The sequence below is a fragment of the Thalassobacter sp. 16PALIMAR09 genome (assembly GCF_000765485.1).
GTDB classification, from domain to species: Bacteria; Pseudomonadota; Alphaproteobacteria; order Rhodobacterales; family Rhodobacteraceae; genus Thalassobacter; species Thalassobacter stenotrophicus.
Genome location: NZ_JHAK01000014.1, coordinates 1 through 24,790, shown reverse-complemented (window position 1 = coordinate 24,790; position 24,790 = coordinate 1). Strand labels below are relative to the sequence as shown.

Sequence of the window (24,790 nt, the reverse complement as noted above, 5' to 3'; positions counted from 1 at the left end):
AAATTAATACGCCAAATCAAATGCTTAGAGCCCTACTTAATCAGTCGGGTTTTATGCGTTTATTCCATGTCAACGCCATGTCAACGTTTGGCGAGTCGCACCCTCCGAAAAGCCGTAATCGTTGGTAATCAACCGAACCCAAGAACAGTCGACGATGTTCGGGGATATTGGAACGGATCGGTTTGGCAGGGTGATGCCTGACAATTCGATCTGCTCGCGTTACAGAACCAGCTCGTAGCTCGTGCTGCGACCGCCGGCTTCGCCTTTCCGCATCAGCCCAAGTTCAATCAAGGCTGCAATGTCGCGACTTGCACTATCCTGAGAGCATTTCGCAATCATCGCCCATTTCGACGTGGTCATCTTACCCTCAAAGCCGTCAAGTAAGCGGTTCAGAACCTTGATCTGTCGCTCGTTCAGCGGCATCGGAGCTGCGCGCTCCCAGAATTGAGCCTTCGCGACAACTGCAGCTAGTACGCTATCCGCTCCACGGATGGCGCGATCCAGGCACGCGAGGAACCATAAAACCCACTCTGTTACGTCCGTTTCGCCCTTCTGCGTTTGCTCCAGTTGATCATAGTATGCGCTCCGTTCTGTCCGGATCTGCGCTGACATGCTGTAGAACCTCTGTGAGCTCCCCTCTGACCGCGCCAGCGCAAGATCAGCGATGGCACGAGCAATCCGTCCGTTACCATCCTCGAAGGGGTGGATCGTCACAAACCACAGATGCGCCAGGGCCGCCTTGATTACCGGATCGGATGAAATCGGCGCGTTGAACCAGGCGAGAAATGCTTCCATCTCTGCTGCGACCCAAAAGGCAGGTGGCGCTGTGTAATGCACGCGCTCCCGGCCGTACGGACCCGACACCACCTGCATCGGGCCGGTAATGTCATCGCGCCAATCCCCGACGCGGATGCGTGTCATGCCGCTGCGCCCGGTCGGAAACAGTGCGGCATGCCAGCCAAATAGGCGTTCCGCTGTCAGTGGAGCTTCATAGTTGCGCGTCGCATCAAGCATGACCTCGACGATGCCTTCGACGTTACGGTCTGTCGGGGGCAGGGCGCCAATTTCGATGCCAAGACGACGCGCCAGCGATGACCGCACCTGAGTGGCGTCGAGCTGTTCGCCTTCGATTTCGCTTGTCTTGACGACGTCCTGTGTCAGCGTCTGTAGCACCGCTTCCTCGCGCAGCTTGGAGCCTAGTGCTTCCATTCTGCCGATCAGCTTGCCCTGGGTATGGCGCACCTCAGCTAGGCACGCGGCCACGCGCGCGTCTTGCCAAGTTAGGTTAGGCCAAGTGTCCCGTTCCCAGATTTGCATCACATTCTCCGCAAAATTTGCAGGGATAACCCGACTTTTTCTCCGCGCTGGCAAGAGTAAAAGCCGCAATATATGCGGAGAATAGGGCGATCAATCTCCGCACAACACGCTAGTGTGCTCGTGATCAAGGCTAATAGTACAAAGTTTGCAGACAGAAATATGCTTTTTGGCGGCGCTGAAGTTCAAACAGTCCGCAACTGATCCGCCCCAACTGCAACACGGGTCTGACCACCCATGATCTCCATCAGGACCCAAACCCGCCGATCCGGCGCGATTGTTTCCACTTCTGCAACAAAGTTTGCAAAAGCTCCCTTGGTCAGCATCACCTGGTCCCCAGGCTTCAAGAGCTTTGGCGGCAGCAATTTGCCCTTTGCATCACAGCGCAACATCAGCTGCGAGACCAGGTCCAGCGGCACGGCCGTCGGCTCCTTGCCAAGGCTCACCAGCCGCGTGATGCCATAGGTCGAGTTGACCGTTCGCCAGAACCCGCGGGTCACATCGAAGGCCACGAAGATGTAGCCTGGGAACAGCGGCCGCATAGCAGTGACGAACTTGCCATTGCGCTGCATTGTCTCCTCTTCCATCGGCAGGAAGGTGTTGAAGCCCTGGCGCTTGAGGTTCTTATCCGCGATGTTGGCGCAGTTCGGCTTAAGTTGCGCCAGAAACCAGCTTGTGCCGCGATCGTGAAATGTCATTTTGCAACCTAGTTAATGTAATTCCCACACTTATCGCTCAAATTCGAACGGATGCAAGTAAGGTTTTCCGGGTGGGATGTGATAATTTGATGAATAGGACTGCGCACCTCGCCCTCAGAGCATTGATATAATGAGATAATCCAGCACTATCAGCTTGATACACTTTGCGACCCGAGCAAACGTCCGACCGACAGACGCACGGATTGGAGGCTTAGTTGGACGGAAGTGGCGAGATTACAGAGTTTCGGGCGGCGCAATATGTGCGCATGTCGACGGAACACCAGCAGTATTCAACTCACAACCAGTCCGACAAGATCCGCGAATATGCCGAACATCGCGGAATAGAAATCATCAAGACCTATGCTGATGACGGAAAAAGCGGATTGTCGATTGGGGGCAGGGCGGCTCTGCAGCAGCTAATTGATGATGTGGAATCGGGCGCGGCTGACTTCAACGTGATCCTGGTCTATGACGTCAGCCGCTGGGGCCGCTTCCAGGATGCGGATGAAAGCGCCTATTACGAATACATCTGCAAGCGCGCTGGCATCAACGTCGCCTATTGCGCAGAACAGTTCGAGAATGACGGCTCGCCTGTCTCAACCATCGTCAAAGGCGTCAAGCGCGCCATGGCCGGCGAATACAGCCGGGAGCTTTCGGTCAAGGTCTTTGCTGGCCAGTGCCGCCTGATTGAGCTGGGCTTCCGCCAGGGCGGCGCGGCAGGGTTTGGCTTGCGCCGGGTTCTTGTGAACGAGCGCGGCGAGATCAAGGGCGAGCTGAAGCGGGGCGAACACAAATCCCTTCAGACCGATCGCGTCATCCTGATGCCCGGGCCAGACGAAGAAGTGGCCTGGGTGAACAAGATGTATCGCTGGCTGATCGAGGAGGACCTGTCATTCCGCGAGATCGCCGACCGCCTGAACGAGGAAGGCGTGACCACCGATTTGGACCGGCCATGGAATTCCAGCACGGTGCGCACGGTCCTGACCAATGAGAAATACATCGGCAATAACGTCTACAACCGGTCCTCCTTCAAGCTGAAGAAGCTGCATGTAGAAAACCCACCCGATATGTGGGTGCGCAAGGAAGGCGCATTCGAGGGGATCGTGCCGCTCGAGTTTTTTCTGACGGCGCAAGAGATCATCACGGCGCGATCGGCGCGCATTTCTGACGAGGACCTGCTGGATCACCTGAAACGTCTTTACGCGGACGCCGGCCAGCTTTCCGGGGTACTGATTGACCAGACGCCGGACATGCCCTCGTCCTCGGCCTATCGAAACCGGTTCGGCTCGCTCGCGCGGGCCTATGAGATGATTGGCTATCGCTCGGACCGGGATCAGGAGCGCATCGCGCTGAACAAGCGCCTGCGCGGGATGCATCCAGAGATCATAGCGCGGACGGAAGCGGCAATTGCGGATGTGGGCGGCACGGTGGCACGCGATCCCAAAACTGATCTGCTGACGATCAATGATGAAATGGTCGTCAGCCTTGTCCTTGCGCGCTGTCAGCCTCAAGGCGACGGACGGCTGCGCTGGCGGATCCGGTTTGACCCGATGCGCTATCAGGCCGACGTCACGCTGGCCGTGCGTCTCGACCCCAACAACCGCGATGAGCTCGATTACTACCTGCTGCCCTGGCTCGATCTGCCCCGGCAGGAAATACGCCTTTGCAACCGCACAAGTATCGCCTTTGAGGCCTTCCGGTTTGAGGACCTCGGCTTTTTCTACGGCATGGCCGAGCGGGTCGGCATTCGCCGGAAATGGGGATGAGGGTCGGGATGATGGAAATTACCAAGAGTACAAATCATGAACAACTGTATTAAAGAAGGAAACCACGCCAATGATGACTGACACACCCGAGAGCGTCACGCTCGTCCCCATCGATCGGATCGAGGTCTTGAACTCGCGGGACCGCAACATGAAGGTCTTTGAGGAGATCGTCGAAAACATCCGCTCCATCGGCCTGAAAAAGCCGATCACGGTCACCGAGCGCGAGGGCGCCGATGGGGCGCCCGCCTATTTGCTGGTCTGCGGCGAAGGGCGATTAAATGCCTTCCGCCTGCTCGGTGAAAGCCACATCCCGGCGCTGGTGGTCAACGTGACCGATGAGGACGCCTTCATCATGTCATTGGCTGAAAACATCGCCCGGCGGGGTCACAGGCCGCTTGAAATCCTGGCCGACATCGAGCTGCTGCTCGCGCGGGATTACAGCATCGACGACATCATCACCCGCACGGGGCTTTCCGAGAAATACGTTCGGGACATCGTTTTCTTGCTGGAAAAGGGTGAGGAGCGCCTGATCGAGGCGGTGCAAAACGGGACCATCCCGCTGACCACCGCCCTCGAGATCGCCCGCGCCAAGCATGACGATGAAAACCTCGGCGACATGCTGGAAGAGGCATACAAGACCGGCCAACTCAAAGGGCACCAGATCACGGATGCCAAGCGGCTCATTGAAAAGCGCCGCGAAAAGGGTCCGAAAACCGGAGGCGATCGCCCGAAGCTGCCGAATTCGGCGCATTCGCTCGTTAAGACCTATCAACGCGAGGTCGCCCGTCAGCACAAGCTGATGCTGAAAGCCGATCATGCGCATCAGCAGCTGCTCTTGGTGGTCCAGGGGCTGAAACGCCTCTTTGCCGATGAGCACTTCGTGACGCTGCTGCGTGCCGAAGGCCTCGACAGCCTGCCGAAATACCTCGCCGACCGTATTGAAACCGCCTGAACGCCAAAAGGATGATCCCATGAATGACCTCAGCACTGTGAAGCCGCTTTACCCCGGGGTCTTTCCCCAGACCGACACCGATGACAGTGACGCGCCCTATCCGAAGGCCCCGTTGAACTTGACCCTCGGGTTTGATCTCGAGACCTTCCAGATCCCGCTTGGGGAGCTGATGCCCTCGAAAAAGGTTCCCGACGGCGTGATGACAACGCGCAAGTTCAAGCAGATTGTCTCCTCGATCCGGGAAATCGGCCTTATCGAGCCACTCTCGGTAATCAAGCCAGCTCCAGATGCGGCGGGGTTTCTGCTACTGGACGGCAATTTGCGCGTGCTGGCGTTGAAGGAACTGGGTCAGGATACCGCGCCCTGCCTGATCGCCAAAGATTTTGAGACCTACACCTACAACCATCGGATCAACCGGCTCTCAACCGTGCAGGAGCATTACATGCTGCGGCGCGCCATCGACAAAGGCGTCAGCAAGGAACGACTGGCGCGCGCATTCAACGTGAACCTCTCGACCATCAACAGCCGAATCAACCTGCTTCACGGGATCTGTCCCAAGGCGGTGGAACTACTGCAGGATCACCAGTTCACGCCAGATGTCACCCGGCATCTGCGCAAGATGAAGGCCGCCCGGCAGATTGAGGCGGTCGAGCTGATGATTGCAGCAAACACGATTACTGCGGCGCATGCGGACGCCCTCTTGAAGGCCACACCGTCGGAACAGCGCACCGACTACAAGCCGCCGCAGCCGGAACAACCGAAAGGCGACCCGCTGGAGCAAATCGTCAAGCTTGAGCGTGAGATGAGCCAGGTGCAGGAAAAGTATAAGCATGCCGAGGAAAATTACGGATCGGAGCTGCTGAACTTGGTCGTCGCAAAGGGCTACCTGAAAAAGCTGATGGAGAACGAGGCCGTCCGGTCCTACGTGGCGCGGCATGCGTCCGAAATCCTCGAGCAGTTCGAATTGGTTCTGAATACGGTCAGCATGGAGGAGGCGGTGGAACAGGCCGAGCGGGAGGATTGGCCGAGCGCTGCCGAAGCGACAGCACAAGCCCAACTGGCGAAAGACGACAGCGATGACGGCACATCGGTCCCGGGGATGGATGGTCAACTCGGGTGATGGGCTCGGTTCGGGGTCAGATTGTCGTAGATCTGCCAAAGTGACTTATTTTCGAGCGACATGGGGCAGAGCCTCTTGGGTCAGCTGCCACGCTCCGCTCGGTTTAGACGAACTACGGCGGCCATGAACCAGCCTTGTGCTGACGGGGTCGTTCAGTTATGAGATTGTCACATATCCAGGCTATGTGTTGGTGGCTCTTTTGAAGGCCCGCCGATGTCCTCAGAGTAAGTGAGGTCCCCATCTGGTTTGGCCAGCCCTTGAGGGTTGGTGGCTACTTCAGGGTCCGAAGTGACGAAAATCTCTGAAATTCCCTATTGTTTGCGCATGCAGCATTTGCTAACGCTCGAAGCCGAACGATGTGGAAACTACTCTCATCATTACGTTTGCATACAACGAGGCGTCCCATGGGCAGTCCTTGAGCGGTAGCCTGAGAAAATCCCAAAATGACAAGCATGCGCACCAAGCTGCAGGAAGACACGCATTTTCGCGTACTTCGTCTCCTGCAAGAAAACCCCGAAATGTCTCAGAGGGAACTGGCGGAAGCGGTCGGCGTAAGTGTCGGCGGAATACACTACGTGCTTAAAGCACTGATCGATAAAGGGCTGGTGAAACTGGGAAATTTCAGCGCCGCAGAAGACAAGCGCCGATATGCCTACGTTTTGACGCCGAAGGGAATTGCGCGGAAGGCCGCGCTGACGCGAGCTTTTCTAGTGCGGAAGATGGAAGAGTACGAGGCCCTCAAGGAAGAGATTGATGCGCTTCAAGTCGAGCTCCATGCCAACGCTGAAAAGAAGCTGTCCTGACTGCATTCGCAACTCGCTTGGCGGGCGTATCGCTGACGAGGAGCGGCGAAGTACTGCTCGGGCAGAGTTTGAATGCAGGCAGCGTACATAAAAAATAAAGTTTGAGGTTTAAATGAAAAAAGTATTGCTGGTCTTTGGGACTCGGCCAGAAGCCATAAAGATGGCGCCGGTTTATGAAGCACTCAGGGCAACTCCCGGTCTTGATGTGCGTGTGGCTGTCACCGCCCAGCACCGCGAAATGCTGGACCAGGTTCTGCGTCTATTTGGGATCGAACCCGACTACGATCTGAATGTTATGAAACCTGGACAGGGGCTCACCGAGATCACCGCTGCGGTGCTTGCCGGGCTCAAGCCGGTGTTCGAAGAGTACGCGCCCGACCTGCTGCTGGTGCACGGTGACACAACGACCACGCTTTCGGCCTCTCTCGCGGCCTATTACCAGCAGATTCCGGTGGGCCATGTCGAAGCGGGCCTGCGGACTGGTAACATCTATTCGCCCTGGCCCGAAGAGATAAACCGCAAGGTGACCGGCACCATCGCGCGTCTGCATTTCGCCCCGACGGAAAAAGCCGCCTCGAATTTGAAAAACGAGTCTGTGCCTACCGATCGAATTTCGGTCACCGGAAACACTGTCATCGACGCATTGCTTGAAGTGGTTGAGAGGCTCGAAAACAATCCGCAGCAAAGCGCTTCCTTTGACGTGGAATTCGGAATCGACCCTATCAAGCGCTTGATCCTTGTGACGGGGCATCGTCGCGAGAGCTTTGGGGGCGGCTTCGAGCGTATTTGCTCTGCACTTGCATCGATAGCTCACCGGGAAGATGTCCAAATCATTTATCCAGTGCACCTGAACCCGAACGTGAAGGGCCCGGTGGAGGTCAGCCTCGGTGCGCTTGAGCGTGTAAAACTCATTGCGCCGCAAGATTACCTGCCTTTTGTGCACCTAATGCGTCGCGCAGACATAATACTGACTGACTCAGGCGGAGTGCAGGAAGAAGCGCCGTCACTCGGCAAACCGGTGTTGGTGATGCGCGACACGACCGAACGGCCCGAGGCGGTGGACGCCGGAACGGTGAAACTTGTTGGGACTGATGCCGATCTGATAGTACGAGAAGCGAGTAAGCTCCTCGACGATCAAGCCGCCTATGACGCAATGTCGCGCGCGCACAATCCCTACGGCGACGGGTTGGCCTCTCAGCGGATCCGCGATGCCGTTCTGTCATTTCTAACGATCAAGCAGGATCAGCAATAATGCCTGAGCTTCCTTTCAAACGCATTTCCATCATCGGGCTAGGGTATATCGGCTTACCGACCGCCGCCATGTTCGCCTCGCGCAAAGTTGAGGTGGTAGGTGTCGATGTGAACCAAAAGGCTGTCGACACGATCAATCGTGGTGAGGTGCACATTGTAGAACCTGATCTTGATTTGGTGGTACGCGCTGTAATGAAAGAGGGCTATTTGCGGGCCACCACGGTTCCTGAACCCGCCGAGGCGTTCCTGATCGCAGTGCCGACCCCGTTCAAGGGGGAAAACCACGAGCCGGACCTGAGCTTTATCGAGGCGGCGGTCCGCGCCATCGCGCCGGTGCTGGAGGCAGGCAATCTGGTTATCCTCGAGAGCACCTCGCCCGTTGGCGCCACCGAGGCGATGGCCGGCTGGCTCGCCGAGGCACGGCGCGACCTAAGCTTTCCGCAAGACGCCGGCGAAGCCTCCGACATCCGCGTTGCCCATTGTCCCGAGCGGGTGCTGCCCGGAAAGGTGATGCAGGAGCTGATCACCAATGACCGGGTGATCGGCGGCATGACCCCGGCTTGCTCGCAAGCCGCCGCTCGCCTCTATCGCACATTCGTTACCGGCGACTGCGTGGTCGCCTCTGGGCCTCGCGTTGCAGAAATGGCAAAGCTGACTGAAAACAGCTTTCGCGATGTCAACATCGCCTTCGCCAATGAGCTTTCGCTGATTTGTGACGCGCTGAGCATGGATGTCTGGGAACTCATTCGCCTGGCCAACCGCCACCCGCGGGTGAACGTGCTGCAACCCGGCCCCGGGGTGGGCGGGCACTGCATCGCGGTCGACCCGTGGTTCATCGTCTCCTCGGCCCCGGAACAGGCGCAGCTGATCCGCAAAGCACGAGAGGTGAACGATGGCAAGCCCGGTTGGGTGATCAAGAAGGTTCGCGCCGCGATAGGGGCGCATTTGATGGACAACCCCGGCCGAACCGCGCGCGAGGTGACCCTTGCCGTTTACGGCCTGGCGTTCAAACCGGACATCGATGATTTGCGCGAAAGCCCTGCGCTGGCTATCGCCCGTGAGCTCGCGGCTAACCATGCAGGGCCGCTGATGGTCGTCGAGCCCAACATTGCCACCCTGCCGGATGGTCTTGGCGGTGCGCAGCACGTCGGCGCGGTCGAGGCGCAGGAGATCGCAGACCTGCATCTGGTGCTGGTCGGCCATAGCGGCTTTCGGGACATCACGATTACCGGCCGCCCGGTCATCGACGCGGTGGGCGTGATCGCCGCGCAGACTCAGCCCTAGGAAGACAGCAATGGCGGGTATCGTGAAGCGGGAGTGGCGGAGATGATAGGTCTAGCAGCGCTGATCATCATGCTTTATTCGGGCGTGCAGCTTCTAGAGCTGACAGCAGTTCTCGCACGCATTGCGGGCATCGCCGAGAAGAAGCCGATGCTGGGCCTTTCTATCCAGCATTCTGTCTATATGGGCACGCGGCTCTTCACAGTATTCCTCTTGCCAATGCTGGGCTTGTTGGTGGATGCCGGAATTTCGCTGGCGGATTATCGATTAATGTCCCACCTTAGCCTGCTCGGATCGGCGCTTTTGGGCATTGGGGTATACTTTTTTCGAAACTGGATCGTCCGATACTATTGCAAAATTATCCTCCGATACGGCACATCGGGCAACCTGATGACCGCCTTCTTTTTAGGGCCCATCCCGGCATCCGAACACGCCGTCGAACTGTACGTGCCGGACGTAAGGGAGGTTATGGGTTGCGAAACCAGCAAACGGTTGTTCGTATTGGCGCTGATCGTGTTCCTCATCTACTGCACGGGCATTTTTTTATCTTTCTACGCGGCGCTCATTTTCTCCGAGTGGAGGACGTCCTTGAGCCATGCCGCCGGCGTCTTCACGGCCTTGGGTGGGGTCATCCTGACATTCGTGATCGAGCCTAAGATCAGCTCCTCGATAGACGTCCGCGACCCAGATGCGCCGAAGATGATCGTATCCCTCTTCCTCGGGCGGCTCGCAGTGCTTGCGATTTTTGGGCAATTGTTCCTCGCGCTCGCCTACTGGCTGACTCATGCGTGACCTGACTTTCCTCGCCAACCCTGCGAGCCCGCATGTCCGGGAATGGCTCCGCATCCTTCCCGACAGGTTCGAGGGGGGCGTCAGGTTCGTCCATATCGGGGGGGATGGGCCTGTAGCACCGCCGGGGGATAGAACGGCGCAGGCACCGCTTCCCAAGGCCGCCCGTCGCCTACCAAAGGCTTTGCGATATGCTCTGCTCGGCCTCTGGTTACGGGCACTGGAGCGTTCCAACGATCCTGTCCATGCACATAATGCCTCCGGTTATGGGTTGTCCGCTTTCCTTTCAGGTCGACCCTACATAGTGACGACTTATGGATCGGAGATATTGCAGGCACACAACAGGAGCCTTTTCTACAAGGCTATGATCCGCGCCGTCCTGCGGGGGGCGGACAGGATCACCGCGACGTCCCCCCAGATGGCGCGTGCGATCGCGGAAATGGACGCCGAATTATCCACGAAGATAGAGACTTTCTCACTCGGCGTATCTGCAGCGTTCCTCCTCCCCGTGGCGCGGAGGTTAGATGACGCTCCGAGGACTTGGTTCGTCAACCGCAGGATAACCCCGCACTACAGGACGCTGGACGTCCTAGCTGCATTTGCGGCGTTCAAAGACCTCGGCTACGAGGGTCGGCTCGTCCTCCTGAAGGGTGACGCAGATCCGGCGTACCTCGACAGCGTGAGGCGCGAAGCCGACGGTCGGCCGGACGTTGAGATCATCGAGGATTTCCTGTCCCCCGATCGGATGAGAGAGGCGCTCGACCGCGTGGACTTCTGCTTATCGACCCCGATCAGCGATCAGCTCTCCTCTGCCATCCTAGAAGGCATGGCGCGCGAATGCGTATCGGTGCTCTCACCCTTGGAGGCATACACCGCATTGGATTTGCCAGCGATCTACCTGTCCGCGAGCGACCCGTTCCGCGACGCGTTGACTACGGCCTTTCGCAAGACGGCCGAGATGACGCCCGAGGCGCTTTCCGAGGCGCGTCGAAAGGCCCGCAACTTCGTAGAGGCAAGGTTCCCCGAAGATGCGATCCGGAAACGCTACGACGGCCTCCTCCTCGACTTGGGGGCATGAGGGAGGGTGGCGGCGACGCATCACACCAAACCTGGATCGCTCGGCGCGCGCCTGATCCTGCGCTCGCTTGTGATGCACGCAGTAGCGTTCGCCTACGTCGTCCCGATCAGCGTCACCGTTGCGCAAGTCGGAGACAAGCCTGTCGACTTCGTCCCGAGCGACGCCTTCTGGCTCCTGCTTCCCGTCGCACTTGCCATGCGCCTGCGACTGCCCAAAACGGCGCTGAATGTCGCCGCATCCTTTACCTACTTCCTCACCATCGGTATGCTGGGATCGATTATGGACGGAGGCGCGCTCGGGCCGATCCTCTCGGCGCTCAGCTACATGCTGCCGGCTTGCCACATTGTCGTCGGGGCCTTGTTATGGAAGCGGGTGGGAGTGGAGCTGCTGACCTACCTCGCACGGGCGATCCTGATCACGGTCCTCGTGCTGTTCGCCTCCGATGTGGTTTACGGGATGGGAATACGGGGCTGCGGCTACGAGGGGCGGTGGGGCGGCTGCTTCGGCAAATGGGAGTTGTACGGCTTCCCCAACAGCGCGATGAACTTCATCGCCCTTATGCTCTTCCTGCCAGCCTGCCTGTGGTCCCTGAAAACGCCTCCATTGCCCCAATGGCTTATGGCCGTGACAGGCGTGGCGGCGATTATCATCCTGAGCTTGTCGCTGTCGAGGTCGGCCTTCTTAGTGCTCGGCATGCTCGCTATCGTGGGCTTCCTCGCCTTCAGCAGGCTTTGGGCGTTCGCGGCAGTGCCGATCCTTGGCATCGCTGTCACGTGGTCGATCGATCACATTCTGGCGTTTCCGATCTTCACCGGCCTGGTGCTTCGGATGAGAGCTGCCATCGCGGGCGGCGATATCACCACCGGCCGCGTAGATATCTGGGGCGAGACGCTCGACCTGATCTCTATGCGGCCGTTTTTTGGATACATGTTTCAGTTCTTCTCGGACTTCTCACAATACGGCACGCCGCATCAACAGATCCTTGAGGTCTTTTTCAAGGCCGGACTGTTCGGCGCAATTATATATCTCGGTCCCGTTGTCATCGCCTGGTCACTCGCCTACCGGATGGCCGCACTGCTGGCGGGCCGAAAGCGTAAAACGATTCGACTGTACCTCACTGGGTTCTTCGCAGCGTGCTTCACCAGCATGTTGGTGTTGCCAATCCTAAGCTACGCGACCATGGCGAACGTTGTATTCATGCTTGTAGGGGCTGCTCTGCAAGCGCGGACAGAGGAAAAAAAGCAATGAAGCAGGTCCTGCAGAATCTCGGAACGGGTGAATGTGAACTCGTCGAAGCACCGTCGCCGCAATTGCGGCGCGGTAGTCTGCTGATCGACACCAGGGCGTCACTGATTTCGACCGGGACGGAGCGGATGCTGGTCGATTTTGGCAGGTCTGGGCTGGTGGCTAAGGCCCGCAGTCAGCCCGAGAAGGTGCGGCAGGTGCTGGACAAGGTAGCGACTGACGGGGTGACGACCGCCGTTGACGCCGTGCGCTCCAAGCTGGGACAACCGATCCCGCTGGGCTATTGCAATGTCGGTGTGGTGCGTGACGCGCGTGCCGAGGGTTTCAAGGTTGGTGATCGGGTCGTGTCAAACGGGCCACATGCCGATGTGGTCAGCGTGCCTCGCAATCTGTGCGCGACGATCCCTGACAGCGTCAGCGACGAGGCGGCCAGCTTTACCGTGGTCGCCAGCATCGGGTTGCAGGGAATTCGGCTGGCGCAGCCGACCTTGGGCGAGGCCTTCGTGGTCACCGGTGTTGGTCTGATCGGTCTGCTGACGGTGCAGATGTTGCGCGCGCAGGGGTGCCGGGTGTTGGCGATTGATTTCGACGCCGACAAACTGGAGCTTGCGCGTAGCTTCGGCGCTGAGACCTGCAACCCCGGTGCCGGTGAGGATCCGGTGGCTGCGGGAACGGCCTTTAGCCGGGGGCAAGGCGTGGATGGGGTGATTGTCACTGCCTCCACCAAGTCGAGCGACCCGATCACCCAAGCGGCGCGCATGTGCCGCAAGCGGGGCCGCATCGTGTTGGTGGGGGTAACTGGGCTCGAGCTGAATCGCGCTGATTTCTATGAGAAAGAACTCAGCTTCCAGGTCTCCTGCTCCTATGGCCCGGGCCGCTATGACCCGGCCTATGAAGAGGGCGGACAAGACTATCCGCTGGGCTTTGTGCGCTGGACCGAGCAGCGCAATTTCGAGGCCGTGCTGGACATGTTAGCCGCGGGAGCGCTGGATGTCGCGCCGTTGATCAGCCATAGAGTGCCTTTTGACGAGGCCCCACGCGCCTATCAACTGCTATCGACAGACAAGGCTGCACTGGGGATCTTGCTGACCTACGGACACGCCACCGAGCCGCGCCATGTGCGCAGCGTGGCCTTGACCGACACGCCCGTCGCGGCCTCGGGCAAGGCGGTGGTCGGGTTCGTCGGGGCGGGCAACTATGCCTCGCGCATGTTGATCCCGGCCTTCAAGGCCTCGGGCGCGACCTTGCACAGCATCGCTTCTGCGGGGGGAACCAACGCGGTCGTGCATGGACGGCGGACGGGCTTTGCGCAGGCGACGTCTGACACCGATGGGCTGATCGCCAACCCCGAGATCAATGCCGTGGCCATCGTCACCCGCCACAACAGCCATGCCCGTCTGACCGCCCAAGCCCTGCGCGCTGGCAAGCATGTATTCGTCGAAAAACCCCTGGCCCTGACGCATGAGGAACTCGAAGACGTCAAGGCGGCTCATGCCGAGAGCGGCAAACACCTTATGGTCGGTTTCAACCGTCGCTTCGCGCCGCAGGTCCAGAAGATGAAACGGCTCTTGGGTGCGGTGACGGCGCCGAAGAGCTTTGTCATGGTGATGAACGCAGGCACGATCCCCGCCGATCACTGGACGCAGGACCCGGCCACGGGTGGCGGGCGGATCATCGGCGAGGCCTGTCACTACATCGATCTTATGCGGTTCCTGGCCGGGGCTCCGATCATCTCGGTTCAGGCGCGGCGCATGGGCGACACAGACGCCGAGGCCGTGACCGAGGACAAGGCCTCGATCACCCTCGGCTTCGAGGACGGGTCGTTCGGCACCATCCATTACCTCGCCAATGGCGGCGCATCCTTTGCCAAGGAACGGGTCGAGGTCTTTGCCGCCGGGCGCACCTTGCAGCTGGACAACTTCCTGAAGTTGCGCGGCTTCAACTGGCCGGGCTTCAAGAAGCAGAGCCTGTGGCGGCAAGACAAGGGGCAGACGCCCTGTGCGGCAGCCTTTGTCACGGCCGTTGAGGCGGGCGGCACGGCCCCGATCCCGGCCACAGACCTGTTCGAGGTTGCCAAGGTCACCATCGACGTGGCCGAGATCCTGCGCGCCCAGACATGAGTCGTCGCCTGATACAGGCCAAGACCTACGCCCGGCTGGGTCCGACCAGCATCGCGCGGGTCGCGGCCTATCGGCTGGGGTTGAAAAGCGGGCGGCATCCAGTCCAACGGCTGGCGGCCCCCGTGGCGCAGTCCCCGTTCTTTCGGGCTGTTGACGCGCCCAACCTCAAAGCTGAGCCCAACCGCTCTTGGGATGACCGTCTTTGGTGGTTCGGCTGGCATAGCACGCCATTGCCCGACGGCATGCCCGATTGGTTCGCCAACCCGTTCTCCGATGCGCCACAACCAGATGCGTCGCTTGATTGGTGGCGTATCCCCGATTTCGGCACCGGAGATATCAAGGGGCTGTGGGAACTGTCACGGATGGATTGGGCCGTCGCTTGGGCGACGAAAGCGGCCTGCGGCGATGCTTCGGCTCTGGAACGCCTGAACCTATGGCTGGCCGACTGGGCAGAGCGCAATCCTCCCTACAAGGGACCGAACTGGAAATGCGGGCAAGAGGCCTCGATCCGGGTGATGCACCTGGTCGCGGCGGCTTGGGTGTTAGGACAGGACCAAGCGCCGGAAGCGGGCTTGGCTGATCTGCTGCGCGCGCACCTGCAACGCATCGCGCCTACGATGTCCTACGCGATCGGTCAGGAGAACAACCACGGCACGTCTGAAGCCGCTGCCTTGTTCATCGGCGGCAATTTTCTGGCGGGCCATGATCCACGGGCCGATGCGTGGGCACGCAAGGGGCGGCGATGGCTGGAAGAGCGCGCCGCGGCCCTGATCGAGCCTGATGGCAGTTTCAGTCAGTATTCTGTGACCTACCACCGCATGATGCTGGACACCTACGCCCTGGCCGAGGCTTGGCGTCGCCACCGCGGCCTGCCTGCGTTTTCTGACCGGCTGCGCGGGCGGCTGGTTGCGACAACCGGCTGGCTGCGCGCCATGACCGACCCCGAAACCGGCGACGCGCCCAATATCGGGGCCAATGACGGGGCTCGGCTGCTACAACTGACGGGAACGGACTACCGCGATTTTCGCCCCTCGGTGCAACTGGCAGCGGCTCTGTTCCAAGACGAGGACGCTTTTGGACCGGGGCCCTGGAGCGCGCCACTGCGCTGGCTCGGTGTGCCGGACGGCCAGCGCGCAACGCCGTTGCACAGCGCCAGTTTCGACGATGGCGGCTATCATGTGTTGCGCACGGGGCAGGCCATGGCGGTCCTGCGATATCCCCGGTTCCGCTATCGGCCCAGCCAGGCGGATGCGTTGCATCTCGACCTGTGGCACACTGGGCGCAACCTGCTGCGCGACGGGGGAACCTTCAGTTACAATGCCGACGGGGCCGAGTGGTTCGGGGGCACCTCGGCGCACAACACCGTCACCTTCGATGAGCGAGACCAGATGCCCCGACTGGGGCGGTTCCTGTTCGGCGACTGGCTGCGGGCCCAGTCGGTTCAGACGGTGCAGACGGATGGCGACGCCGCAAGCGCCGCTGCGGGCTATACCGATAGCACAGGCGTGCGCCATCATCGGCAGGTTACGTTGACCCCAACAGGACTTATCTGTGCCGATTCGCTGTCGGGCCCGTTCCGACAGGCAGAATTGCGCTGGCGACTGTGTCCCGGCGACTGGGTTCTCGAGGGCGAGACCCTGCGGGGCAACGGGGTGGTCATCACCGTCCAGGCCGAGGGAGAGACCCTTGTGCCCGTTCTGGGCACAACCCCCGAGTCGCGCTATTACCAACACCGGGACCAGGTGCCACTGCTTTCGGTGAGCCTGCGTAATACTGGCCGGATCGTAACGAAAATCGGTTTCTGATCATGCACGTTCTTTATTTCCACCAGCATTTCTCGACGCCGCAGGGGTCCGCCGGAACGCGCTCCTACGAGATGGCCCAAGCACTCATCCGGGCCGGGCACAGCGTGACAATGGTCTGTGGCAGCTACGCGCAGGGCAATACCGGGCTAAGCATGCAGTTTGAAAAGGGTCGACGACGCGGCGCGGTCGATGGGATCGATGTGATCGAGTTCGCTCTCAACTACGGCAACCACATGGGGTTTATGCAGCGAATTGGCGTTTTCCTGAAGTTTGCCGTTGGATCGGTTGGCGTTGCCCTGCGGGAGCCTGCTGATGTTGTATTCGCAACAACGACACCGCTAACAGCCGGCATTCCGGGCATCTTTGCGCGTTGGTTGGCACGCAAAGCCTTCGTATTCGAAGTGCGTGATCTTTGGCCCGAATTGCCCAAGGCCATGGGGGTCATCACCAACCCGGTCGTGCTGTGGCTTATGTCTGTGTTGGAATGGGTCTCTTACCGCTCGGCGGATCGGTTGGTGGGCCTTTCGCCCGGGATCGCCGAGGGGATTGCAGCGCGGGGGGTGAACAAATCGCGGATCGCAATGGTGCCCAACGGTTGCGATCTGGATTTGTTCGCTTCACCAGCGGAAGCATGGCGGCCCAACGGGGTGCGAGACGATCAGTTGCTTGCCATTTTCACAGGCACACACGGGAATGCGAATGGTCTGGATGCTGTTCTTAATGCCGCGGCGGTATTGAAAGAACGCGGGCGCGACGACATCCGGATCGCCTTGGTCGGGCAAGGGCGCGAAAAGCCAAAACTGATAGCCGAGGCTGAAGAACGTCGCCTCGACAATGTTTTGTTCCTCGAGCCAGTTCCTAAGACCAAGCTCACTGGGTTGATGGCGGGTGCTGATTTAGGGCTGCAAGTTTTGAGGAATGTTCCGGCGTTTTACTTCGGCACATCTCCGAACAAGTTCTTCGACTACATCTCTGCAGGGTTGCCAGTCTTGAACAATTATCCGGGCTGGCTCGCGGGTTTGGTCGGCGAAAGCGATTGTGGGTTCGCTGTACCGCCCGATGATCCATCGGCCTTCGCGGATGCGCTGATCGAGGCTGCAGAGCATCGGGACGTGCTGCGACAGAAAGGGGTTAACGCACGAGAGCTTGCCCAAACTCGTTTTGCACGCTCGGAGCTTTCTGACGACTGGGTTCAGTGGGTGACAGGTGCTGCGCGTTAAGCTTTAAGGTAAGTGGCTGGGAAATTGAAACGGCGCGATAGATGAAACGAATTATTGATATTCTCGGGGCCAGCTTGGGTTTACTCCTGTTATCGCCGGTTCTGGCGATTGTAGCCTATAAAATCCGCCGCGAGATGGGAGCGCCAGTGCTCTTCAGCCAAACTCGCCCCGGGCGCGATGGCAAGCCGTTTGAGATGATCAAATTCCGCACCATGCGTGACGCAGTAGACGCCTATGGCCGCCCTCTGCCCGATGCGGAAAGGCTCACCAAGCTTGGCCGATTCCTGCGGTCCAGCTCGATCGACGAGCTACCTGAACTGTGGAACGTGCTGAAGGGCGAGATGAGCCTTGTCGGGCCACGCCCCCTGTTGATGGACTACCTGCCGCTTTATTCCCCCGAACAGGCTCGCCGCCACGAGGTGCGCCCCGGCGTCACAGGCTGGGCGCAGGTGAACGGGCGAAATGCGATATCATGGGATGAGAAGTTCGCGCTCGACGTCTGGTATGTGGATAACCGCAGCCTGTGGCTGGATCTGAAGATCATCTGGTTGACCATTCGCAAGGTGATCAAACGCGACGGCATTTCAGCTGCGGGGGAAGCTACCATGTCGAAGTTCACGGGGAACAGATCATGACCCAGTTGATTGGCGTATATGGCGCTGCCGGTTGCGGCCGCGGCATCATGCCGTTGCTTCGCGCACAATTTCCCGAGACCAAACTTGTTTTCATCGACGATGGTCAAACTCCAGGCTACGTGAACGGCCATGATATTTTGAGCTGGACCGAATTTCTCGAACGCCAAACCGACGAAAAGGCCGTCAGCATCGCTATAGCCGCCTCAAATATCCGCCAGACCCTCGCGGAAAAATGCGCCGCTGCGAACATCCCTCTGATCGAGGCCCGCGCCGCTTCTGTTGTACAAATGGATGAAGTCGTCATCGGTGATGGGGCCTGCCTGTCCCCTTTCGTGACCCTGACCTCGAACATCCACATTGGCCGTTGTTTTCACGCCAATCTCTATTCTTATGTCGAGCATGATTGCGTGATCGGCGACTTCGTGACCTTCGCACCGGGCGCCAAGGTGAATGGGAATGTCACCATCGGCGATCACGCTTATATCGGCTCGGGCGCCGTCATCCGCCAAGGTCTCACCATTGGTGCCGGTGCCTTTGTCGGCATGGGTGCGGTCGTCACCCGCGATGTGCCACCGGGCGTGACCGTCGTCGGCAATCCGGCAAAACCTGTTATCAAGGACTGACCCCATGCGTATCTACCTCTCCCGCCCCCATATGTCCGGCAATGAGGAGCGCCGCGTGGCCGAGGCTTTTGCGTCGAACTTCGTTGCCCCGCTTGGGCCGCAACTCGACGCGTTCGAAGCCTGCGTGCGCGACTACCTCGGCGCTAATGTGCATTGCGTCGGCCTGTCATCCGGCTCTGCCGCATTGCATCTTGCGCTGCGCATCGCCGGTGTCGGTACGGGCGACGAGGTCTGGATTTCGTCGATGACCTTCGCGGGAGGCATCTTCCCGGTGAATTACCTAAGCGCCACCCCGCGTTTCTTCGATCTCGACCCCAAAAGTTGGACAGTCGACACAGCGCTGCTGGCCGAGGAACTCGCCAAGGCTGCCGCTGAAAACCGCCTGCCAAAGGCTATCGTGCCAACCGACCTCTACGGCCAATCCGCCGACCTCGATCCGCTCGAGGCGCTGGCCGCGCAATACGGTGTGCGCCTGATCGTCGACAGCGCCGAAAGCCTTGGCGCCTCCTACAAGAATGGCCGCAGGGCCGGCACCGGTGGTGACGCCGCGATCCTGTCATTCAACGGCAACAAGATCATCACCACCTCTGGCGGTGGCATGCTGGTCACCCACCACAAGGACTGGGCTGACGAGGCGCGCTTTCTCGCCACCCAGGCGCGCGACCCTGCACCTCACTATGAGCATTCCAACTTTGGCTACAACTACCGCCTGTCAAACATCTGCGCGGCAATTGGGCTGGGGCAAATGGAGGTGCTGGACGCCCGCGTGGCTCGCCGCCGCGAGATCTTCGCGCGCTACAAAGCTGCGCTAGCCCGCCCCGGCATCGCCTTCATGCCTGAGCCCGAAGGCCTGCACTCGACCCGCTGGCTGACAGCCCTGACCATCGACCCTAGCGAAACCGGCATCACGCGTGAAGACATCCGCCTGATGCTGCTGGAACACCAGATCGAATCTCGCCCGCTTTGGAAACCGATGCACATGCAGCCGCTCTATGCTGGCGCGCCCTATCACGGAAATGGGTTCGACGAGCGCCTCTTCGCCAACGGCCTGTGTCTTCCCTCGGGCAGCGATATGAATGATGAGCAGCAGGATGAAGTAATTGAGCGGGTCACAGCGCTCCTTGATAAAGGTCGTTGAACTCTCCCGGTCAGCCTGATGCGAATAGGTCAGATCGGCTTGAGCAGGCAACAGCCTCAGATAGCTCTGATCCTTGGCCTCTTTGGCGAAAATGACCGTGTGCCTACCAGCTGCTGTGGCTTGTTGATGCAGGCTTGTCGGGCCCTTCAATAGCTCTTGCCCACCAGCGTGTTCGATCTGTCCGACCGAAACCAAACGGTAATCAGAGCCGTGCCGGGAAATTAGAACACGGTGCTTGTCGTCTGGATCACGCCGGCAGCGCTACCACTGATGGCCTTCTTCGGCGCAGTCGCCGTAGCGTGTTGTAGGCAAGCATCTCTTCCATTAGCGTTTCCTCGCGGGTCGGCTGCGGTTTGAGTTTAGGATGTAACCTTTAATGCGCAATTACATCGAACATTTTTCAATACTGAGCCGGCGTAATAAAATTGCGCTGCAAATTGTTGTCGACGCCATACTGCTCCACATTTCATTTCTTGGCGCCATGCTGTTACGGCTCGAGAGTTTAGATTTTGCAGGGCAGCCCGGTATCTGGGGAGCGTTGGTTTCTTCAATCACGGCTACTCTGTTGGCCTTTTGGGGATTGGGCCTTTACCGAGTTGTCGTGCGTTTCATCACCGGCAAGATTCTTGTAACAGTTGCTATGGGAGCCATAGTGGCAGCAATTTCCCTTTTTGCTGCGGGACTTGTTTTTGACGTCAGCCTTCCTCGGTCTATTCCGATCATTTTTGCTGTTTTTGTCTTTCTTTCCGTTGGTGGGCTGCGTTTCGCAGCACGGACGTATTTCCGGAACCCAAATCATTTGAACAAACGACCCGTGATCATCTATGGCGCTGGGGAAGCCGGATTGCAGCTGCTGAACGCACTGTTCCATGGCCATGAATTTGCTCCGGTCGCTCTGGTCGATGATGACCCCTCCTTACAGAACTTGGGCATCGGGGGATTGCGCGTTTATGCACCCGACAGAATGACACGCCTGGTCCGCGAGACGGGTGCCCAGGTGATCTTGCTGGCCATACCCAGCATGGGTCGTGTCCGCCGCCGCGAGATCGTAAGCGCGCTGGAAGACCTGAAGCTGGAGATCAAGACGATCCCAGGCATGTCCGACATTATCAGCGGAAAGGCCAAGATTTCGGAGCTGCGCACTGTATCTGCCGAAGACTTGCTTGGACGCGATCCCGTCGCCCCGGACCCCGAACTGCTTGGCAGGAACATCACCGGGCGTGTCGTCATGGTCTCTGGAGCAGGAGGATCGATCGGCAGTGAGCTCTGCAGGCAGATTCTGACCCAGAATCCGTCCGTCTTGGTCCTTTATGACGTGTCCGAGTTTGCGCTTTACGCGATCGAAGCTGAGCTAAGCGCAACAGCCACGCGTTTGCAGCATCAGACTAAGGTCGTACCGATCTTGGGGTCCGTGCAGCATAGCCGGCGGCTGGAGGCGGCTATCAAGGTCTTCAAGGTGCAAACGATCTATCACGCGGCAGCTTATAAACACGTGCCGCTGGTAGAGGAAAACGTGGTTGAGGGCATCCGGAATAACGTGTTCGGCACACTTGCAATTACGCTCGCAGCCCAGAAACTTGGTGTCGAAAACTTCATTCTGATCTCAACTGACAAAGCGGTGCGGCCGACAAACGTCATGGGCGCGACGAAGCGCATCGCAGAGTTGATCTGCCAGGCCCATGCGCAGCAGGCATCTACCACAGTCTTCTCGATGGTCCGGTTCGGGAATGTTCTTGGCTCGTCTGGGTCGGTCATCCCGAGGTTTCGGACCCAAATCGAAGGTGGGGGACCAGTTACGGTCACGCACAAGGACATCAACCGCTACTTCATGACGATCCCCGAAGCGGCCCAGCTGGTGATCCAGGCAGGTGCCTTGGGTCAGGGTGGGGATGTTTTCGTGCTCGACATGGGAGACCCTGTAAAGATCATGGATCTCGCTTTCAGCATGGTGAAGCTGCATGGACTGGTTCCTTACATGGTCGAGCACCCGGATCAGGTATTGCCGGAAAAGGGTGACATCCCGGTCTGTGTCACTGGTCTGCGCAAAGGCGAGAAGCTTTACGAGGAGCTTCTGATCGGTAACAACCCAGCTCCGACCAAGCACCCACGGATCATGACAGCATCCGAAGTCTCACTGCCACACGATGCGTTGACGGCAGTTCTGGATCGGCTTCTTAAGGCCTGTGAGGCGTTCGACTTGCCAGCAATCATAGATATTTTACACGAGTTACCGCTAGATTACGCGCCGTCGAGCACAGAGATCTCCGACCTGCTTTGGGGAGCTGATTACGGCACCGACGGGCAGCAGAACATGGCGATCGAGGCAGGCATACGCACATGACATTTGCCGCCAAGAAGAAACCTGGCCTCGCGCGCGTGTTGTTCAGCCGCACCCTTCACACATATTTTCTCATGCGCCGCGGACTGACGATTGGGGTTCGCGCGATTGTGCGGTCAGATGATGGTAAGTTCCTGCTCGTCCGCCACACTTACACTCCTGGATGGCATTTTCCTGGGGGCGGAGTCGAAAAGGGCGAAACGACAGAACAGGCTTTAAGCAATGAATTGCGACAAGAGACTGGCCTGCAACTTGCTCATAAACCTGTTTTACACGGCGTGTTTTTTAATGATGGCGTGAGCAAAAGGGATCACGTTCTGGCATACCTTTGTGATGCCAAAGGCGCCGTTGATGCCAAGCCAACGAGCATAGAAATCGCCGAAATCGGATATTTCGATTTCGAAAACCTACCGCCAGATACCGATCCGGGGACAGTTCGCCGCATTCGTGAAATTATATGCGGAGATGCTCAAACTGAAGGCTGGTAGCCAGTACGGTCAAAACACTGTTCGATCGTTCAATGATGGGTTTCCACGCCGACCACAACCATCCCCGTCAAATGCCAGACGGCTGCCATCATGATCCCCATATTGAAGGCAAACTCGTTAGCGCAGCTCTGCTTGAAGAACTCCCCCTCGAGAAACATGCAGGACCCTTTGCAGAGCTGAACGACGGGGCATGACATACATTCCTCCCTGAAGGCAAAATGCGTCGCGGTGTCGAGCGCGATGGCGTCAAAGTCGGCAACATGACCGATCTTGTGCACGCCCTTCGCCCCGGTGTTCTGGCAGGTCATGACGTTGCCGCGCAGATCCACGGCGATAGTGTCTTCCCGGTCCATGCCGCATTTCTGACCAAGGGCCCCGATCGGCCGCCGGCGCTGGATCGAGGCATAGAACTCGTTGATGCGCTCCCCGAGGCCAAAAGCGTTCGGGTCCTCGACCAGGGCCTCGAAGATCGACCGCGTCAGGCTGTTCAGCTCCGTGGGCTCAAACCCCCCTGTCCCGATGGCGGTCGCTGCGTCATAGACATTCACGACACCCTCGAGCCCGACGAAGATGTCCGGCCCCACCTTCTCGGCGAACCAGGCCTTAAGCGCCCGAAGGTCGTGATGCTCGCGCGTCAGCACCGCATTGAAACCGGTCTTTTCGGGGCGCTCGGCCAGCAGGGTTTGGATCCAGTGGCTCTTGTCAGGATCGTCGAACGGATCAGGCCCGCGCAGATGCTGTCCCGGCCCATCATGGGAGATCGTGATTTCAATGTCGTGTTCGGCGATGAAATCCAGCTTTTCGCGGTTGAGCAGCGATCCATTGGTAATGATCGAGAAGAGCACTCCGGGAAAGCGCTCCGCCAACGCTGGCACCAATCGCTTGATCTTTGCCCAGTAGAGAAACGGCTCGCCGCCCCAGATCTCAATGCGCTCGGGCGCATCTTTGATCCAGCCCTCGAGCTGCGCCAAGAAGTGCTCCACATCCGCCAGCTTTGAGACCGTGGCGTCCGCAATCTGGAACGCCTGGCTGCAATAGCTGCAGGCGTAGTTGCACGACAGCCCCAGTTGGATTTTCAACACCCGGGGCGCGCGGGATTTTCCAAGGGGCCTGTCTCTCGCCACCCTTGGCACAGGGGCAAATGCGCTGGGCTCCACCGGCAAGGGCAGACCCTCACACTCCGAGGTATGCGGATTGTATCGCAGGGTGTGCCGAGCGCCGTCACGGGCCTCGAGGGTCAGTTCAAACCACATCAGTCAAAAAGCCTTTCTTCAAGGTCGTCGGGCAGGTTGACGCGGAAGTTTGCGACGACCTGCACGTGGGGCGTGCTCCCCTGATAGGGGTGCTGGTTATGGGGAACGTGTGAGGGGAAGACCACCGAGAGCCCAGGTCGCGGATTGACAGAGAACCCATGACGGCTCTCAAAAGGCAGGCGGCCCTCGTCAAAATATCGCGAGGGGTCCTCGATCACAAAGCGCGGGATGCCGACAGAGTTTATCGGCTGGCCTGCGCCACATCCGGTCAGGAAGTGCACGCAGGTTAGATCGCCCTCTCGGCTGTCTTTGTGCGTTGAGATGAAGCCGCCGGGGGCAATAACGAGGGCGCGGTTTTCGCAATGGTCGGGGTCGAGATAGGCGGCCCATTGACCCAGCACGGTGCGCGCGCAGGCAAAGAGGTGCGCCTTTAAGACTTGCCCCGCTGAGCTTTGCTCGAGGATGCCCCGCACGCGCCGCTCCGGCGCTGTCTGCCCGCCCTTCAGCGTCAAAGGATCAGCACGCCTGATTGCCTCATCTGCAAGCTCGCGATTTATGCTCCAATCCACGGGGGCTTCAAAAAACGAAACTCGCGTCGGCCAAAGATCGAGGCTGGTTCTGCGCACCTCCATGCTCAGCACCGGCAATTACAGTTGCAATTAAAGTATTTCCGAACAGTTGAAACCGTAACCGCGCCACTTGTGCCGCCTCCAGAAAGACTTTCGACGTAGCAATTGGGAGTACAGTTGCAGTTGCTATTATAATTTTGCGGAATTCGAACGCCTGAACCGGAGTTGCCGTTACTAACGCTCACGCTTGTAATGTCACCTGCGCCAATGGCTGGCTTCCCGCTGATGCGGGACCAGTCGATGG

General features: G+C 59.1%; 21 protein-coding genes. 17 read left to right on the top strand and 4 right to left on the bottom strand.

Annotation, left to right across the window (positions count from 1 at the left end; all coding sequences use genetic code 11):
* Nucleotides 1-219: 219 nt before the first annotated feature.
* Together PM04_RS16330 and PM04_RS16325 are read right to left on the bottom strand one after the other, a co-directional pair.
* Nucleotides 220-1,317 carry a Fic family protein gene (locus PM04_RS16330; RefSeq protein ID WP_038008856.1) on the bottom strand — a complete coding sequence of 366 codons (1,098 nt, stop codon included), beginning with the start codon at nucleotides 1,315-1,317 and terminating at the stop codon, nucleotides 220-222.
* A gap of 182 nt (nucleotides 1,318-1,499) precedes the next feature.
* Nucleotides 1,500-2,012, bottom strand: a complete 513-nt coding sequence (locus PM04_RS16325) for a transcription termination/antitermination protein NusG (RefSeq protein WP_038008855.1) — start codon at nucleotides 2,010-2,012, stop codon at nucleotides 1,500-1,502.
* Between the two features lie 215 nt (nucleotides 2,013-2,227).
* Between PM04_RS16325 and PM04_RS16320 the strand changes: the two genes are divergently transcribed.
* From PM04_RS16320 to PM04_RS16240, 17 genes are all read left to right on the top strand, one after another.
* Nucleotides 2,228-3,778 carry a recombinase family protein gene (locus PM04_RS16320; RefSeq protein WP_255347918.1) on the top strand — a complete coding sequence of 517 codons (1,551 nt, stop codon included), beginning with the start codon at nucleotides 2,228-2,230 and terminating at the stop codon, nucleotides 3,776-3,778.
* Between the two features lie 70 nt (nucleotides 3,779-3,848).
* Complete coding sequence (locus PM04_RS16315; RefSeq protein ID WP_038008854.1) at nucleotides 3,849-4,730, top strand: ParB N-terminal domain-containing protein; 882 nt, start codon at nucleotides 3,849-3,851, stop codon at nucleotides 4,728-4,730.
* Nucleotides 4,731-4,749: 19 nt separating this feature from the next.
* A complete protein-coding gene (locus PM04_RS16310) occupies nucleotides 4,750-5,850 on the top strand; it encodes a plasmid partitioning protein RepB C-terminal domain-containing protein (protein WP_084212722.1) in 1,101 nt (366 codons plus the stop codon).
* A gap of 443 nt (nucleotides 5,851-6,293) precedes the next feature.
* Nucleotides 6,294-6,653 carry a MarR family EPS-associated transcriptional regulator gene (locus PM04_RS16305; protein ID WP_038008853.1) on the top strand — a complete coding sequence of 120 codons (360 nt, stop codon included), beginning with the start codon at nucleotides 6,294-6,296 and terminating at the stop codon, nucleotides 6,651-6,653.
* Nucleotides 6,654-6,765: 112 nt separating this feature from the next.
* On the top strand, nucleotides 6,766-7,905 hold the full coding sequence (gene wecB, locus PM04_RS16300) for a non-hydrolyzing UDP-N-acetylglucosamine 2-epimerase (RefSeq protein ID WP_038008851.1): 1,140 nt from the start codon (nucleotides 6,766-6,768) through the stop codon (nucleotides 7,903-7,905).
* Nucleotides 7,905-9,188, top strand: coding sequence for a UDP-N-acetyl-D-mannosamine dehydrogenase (wecC, locus tag PM04_RS16295; RefSeq protein ID WP_038008850.1), 1,284 nt, complete (start codon nucleotides 7,905-7,907; stop codon nucleotides 9,186-9,188). Before wecB ends, wecC begins: the two co-directional genes overlap by 1 nt.
* Nucleotides 9,189-9,230: 42 nt before the next feature.
* Entirely contained in the window at nucleotides 9,231-9,977 is a 747-nt protein-coding gene (locus PM04_RS16290) for a lipid II flippase family protein (protein ID WP_038008849.1), read from the top strand.
* Complete coding sequence (locus PM04_RS16285) at nucleotides 9,970-11,052, top strand: glycosyltransferase family 4 protein (RefSeq protein ID WP_038008848.1); 1,083 nt, start codon at nucleotides 9,970-9,972, stop codon at nucleotides 11,050-11,052. Before PM04_RS16290 ends, PM04_RS16285 begins: the two co-directional genes overlap by 8 nt.
* Nucleotides 11,053-11,058: 6 nt before the next feature.
* Entirely contained in the window at nucleotides 11,059-12,300 is a 1,242-nt protein-coding gene (locus tag PM04_RS16280; RefSeq protein ID WP_038008847.1) for an O-antigen ligase, read from the top strand.
* Between the two features lie 125 nt (nucleotides 12,301-12,425).
* Nucleotides 12,426-14,417 (top strand): bi-domain-containing oxidoreductase, encoded by a 1,992-nt coding sequence (locus PM04_RS16275; protein WP_235281470.1) that lies wholly within the window; start codon nucleotides 12,426-12,428, stop codon nucleotides 14,415-14,417.
* Entirely contained in the window at nucleotides 14,414-16,222 is a 1,809-nt protein-coding gene (locus PM04_RS16270) for an alginate lyase family protein (RefSeq protein ID WP_038008844.1), read from the top strand. The genes PM04_RS16275 and PM04_RS16270 overlap by 4 nt, the downstream gene beginning before the upstream one ends.
* 2 nt (nucleotides 16,223-16,224) lie before the next feature.
* Nucleotides 16,225-17,442: a glycosyltransferase family 4 protein gene (locus PM04_RS16265; RefSeq protein WP_038008843.1), complete on the top strand. Its 1,218-nt coding sequence runs from the start codon at nucleotides 16,225-16,227 to the stop codon at nucleotides 17,440-17,442.
* A gap of 41 nt (nucleotides 17,443-17,483) precedes the next feature.
* The gene (locus PM04_RS16260) at nucleotides 17,484-18,077 is read left to right on the top strand and encodes a sugar transferase (RefSeq protein WP_038008841.1); all 594 of its coding nucleotides are present in this window, start codon (nucleotides 17,484-17,486) and stop codon (nucleotides 18,075-18,077) included.
* Nucleotides 18,074-18,700, top strand: a complete 627-nt coding sequence (locus PM04_RS16255) for an acetyltransferase (protein WP_038008840.1) — start codon at nucleotides 18,074-18,076, stop codon at nucleotides 18,698-18,700. The genes PM04_RS16260 and PM04_RS16255 overlap by 4 nt, the downstream gene beginning before the upstream one ends.
* A 4-nt stretch (nucleotides 18,701-18,704) precedes the next feature.
* Entirely contained in the window at nucleotides 18,705-19,838 is a 1,134-nt protein-coding gene (locus PM04_RS16250) for a DegT/DnrJ/EryC1/StrS aminotransferase family protein (protein ID WP_038008838.1), read from the top strand.
* A gap of 376 nt (nucleotides 19,839-20,214) precedes the next feature.
* Nucleotides 20,215-22,179 carry a nucleoside-diphosphate sugar epimerase/dehydratase gene (locus tag PM04_RS16245; protein WP_052077326.1) on the top strand — a complete coding sequence of 655 codons (1,965 nt, stop codon included), beginning with the start codon at nucleotides 20,215-20,217 and terminating at the stop codon, nucleotides 22,177-22,179.
* Entirely contained in the window at nucleotides 22,176-22,664 is a 489-nt protein-coding gene (locus tag PM04_RS16240; protein ID WP_038008835.1) for an NUDIX domain-containing protein, read from the top strand. The genes PM04_RS16245 and PM04_RS16240 overlap by 4 nt, the downstream gene beginning before the upstream one ends.
* Nucleotides 22,665-22,693: 29 nt before the next feature.
* On the opposite strand, the gene PM04_RS16235 is transcribed toward PM04_RS16240, so the two are convergent.
* Nucleotides 22,694-23,917, bottom strand: a complete 1,224-nt coding sequence (locus PM04_RS16235; RefSeq protein WP_052077325.1) for a radical SAM protein — start codon at nucleotides 23,915-23,917, stop codon at nucleotides 22,694-22,696.
* Nucleotides 23,917-24,549 carry a hypothetical protein gene (locus PM04_RS16230; protein WP_038008833.1) on the bottom strand — a complete coding sequence of 211 codons (633 nt, stop codon included), beginning with the start codon at nucleotides 24,547-24,549 and terminating at the stop codon, nucleotides 23,917-23,919. Before PM04_RS16230 ends, PM04_RS16235 begins: the two co-directional genes overlap by 1 nt.
* Nucleotides 24,550-24,790: the final 241 nt, after the last annotated feature.

Coding starts and splice junctions, on each gene's coding strand:
- PM04_RS16310 (WP_084212722.1), top strand. CDS start 4,750: ATGAATGACCTCAGCACTGTGAAGCCGCTTTACCCCGGGGTCTTTCCC.
- PM04_RS16240 (WP_038008835.1), top strand. CDS start 22,176: ATGACATTTGCCGCCAAGAAGAAACCTGGCCTCGCGCGCGTGTTGTTC.
- PM04_RS16250 (WP_038008838.1), top strand. CDS start 18,705: ATGCGTATCTACCTCTCCCGCCCCCATATGTCCGGCAATGAGGAGCGC.
- PM04_RS16325 (WP_038008855.1), bottom strand. CDS start 2,012: ATGACATTTCACGATCGCGGCACAAGCTGGTTTCTGGCGCAACTTAAG.
- PM04_RS16245 (WP_052077326.1), top strand. CDS start 20,215: ATGCGCAATTACATCGAACATTTTTCAATACTGAGCCGGCGTAATAAA.
- PM04_RS16305 (WP_038008853.1), top strand. CDS start 6,294: ATGACAAGCATGCGCACCAAGCTGCAGGAAGACACGCATTTTCGCGTA.
- PM04_RS16290 (WP_038008849.1), top strand. CDS start 9,231: ATGATAGGTCTAGCAGCGCTGATCATCATGCTTTATTCGGGCGTGCAG.
- PM04_RS16270 (WP_038008844.1), top strand. CDS start 14,414: ATGAGTCGTCGCCTGATACAGGCCAAGACCTACGCCCGGCTGGGTCCG.
- PM04_RS16255 (WP_038008840.1), top strand. CDS start 18,074: ATGACCCAGTTGATTGGCGTATATGGCGCTGCCGGTTGCGGCCGCGGC.
- wecC (WP_038008850.1), top strand. CDS start 7,905: ATGCCTGAGCTTCCTTTCAAACGCATTTCCATCATCGGGCTAGGGTAT.
- PM04_RS16260 (WP_038008841.1), top strand. CDS start 17,484: ATGAAACGAATTATTGATATTCTCGGGGCCAGCTTGGGTTTACTCCTG.
- PM04_RS16275 (WP_235281470.1), top strand. CDS start 12,426: ATGCTGGTCGATTTTGGCAGGTCTGGGCTGGTGGCTAAGGCCCGCAGT.
- PM04_RS16285 (WP_038008848.1), top strand. CDS start 9,970: ATGCGTGACCTGACTTTCCTCGCCAACCCTGCGAGCCCGCATGTCCGG.
- wecB (WP_038008851.1), top strand. CDS start 6,766: ATGAAAAAAGTATTGCTGGTCTTTGGGACTCGGCCAGAAGCCATAAAG.
- PM04_RS16265 (WP_038008843.1), top strand. CDS start 16,225: ATGCACGTTCTTTATTTCCACCAGCATTTCTCGACGCCGCAGGGGTCC.
- PM04_RS16315 (WP_038008854.1), top strand. CDS start 3,849: ATGATGACTGACACACCCGAGAGCGTCACGCTCGTCCCCATCGATCGG.
- PM04_RS16230 (WP_038008833.1), bottom strand. CDS start 24,549: ATGGAGGTGCGCAGAACCAGCCTCGATCTTTGGCCGACGCGAGTTTCG.
- PM04_RS16235 (WP_052077325.1), bottom strand. CDS start 23,917: ATGTGGTTTGAACTGACCCTCGAGGCCCGTGACGGCGCTCGGCACACC.
- PM04_RS16330 (WP_038008856.1), bottom strand. CDS start 1,317: ATGCAAATCTGGGAACGGGACACTTGGCCTAACCTAACTTGGCAAGAC.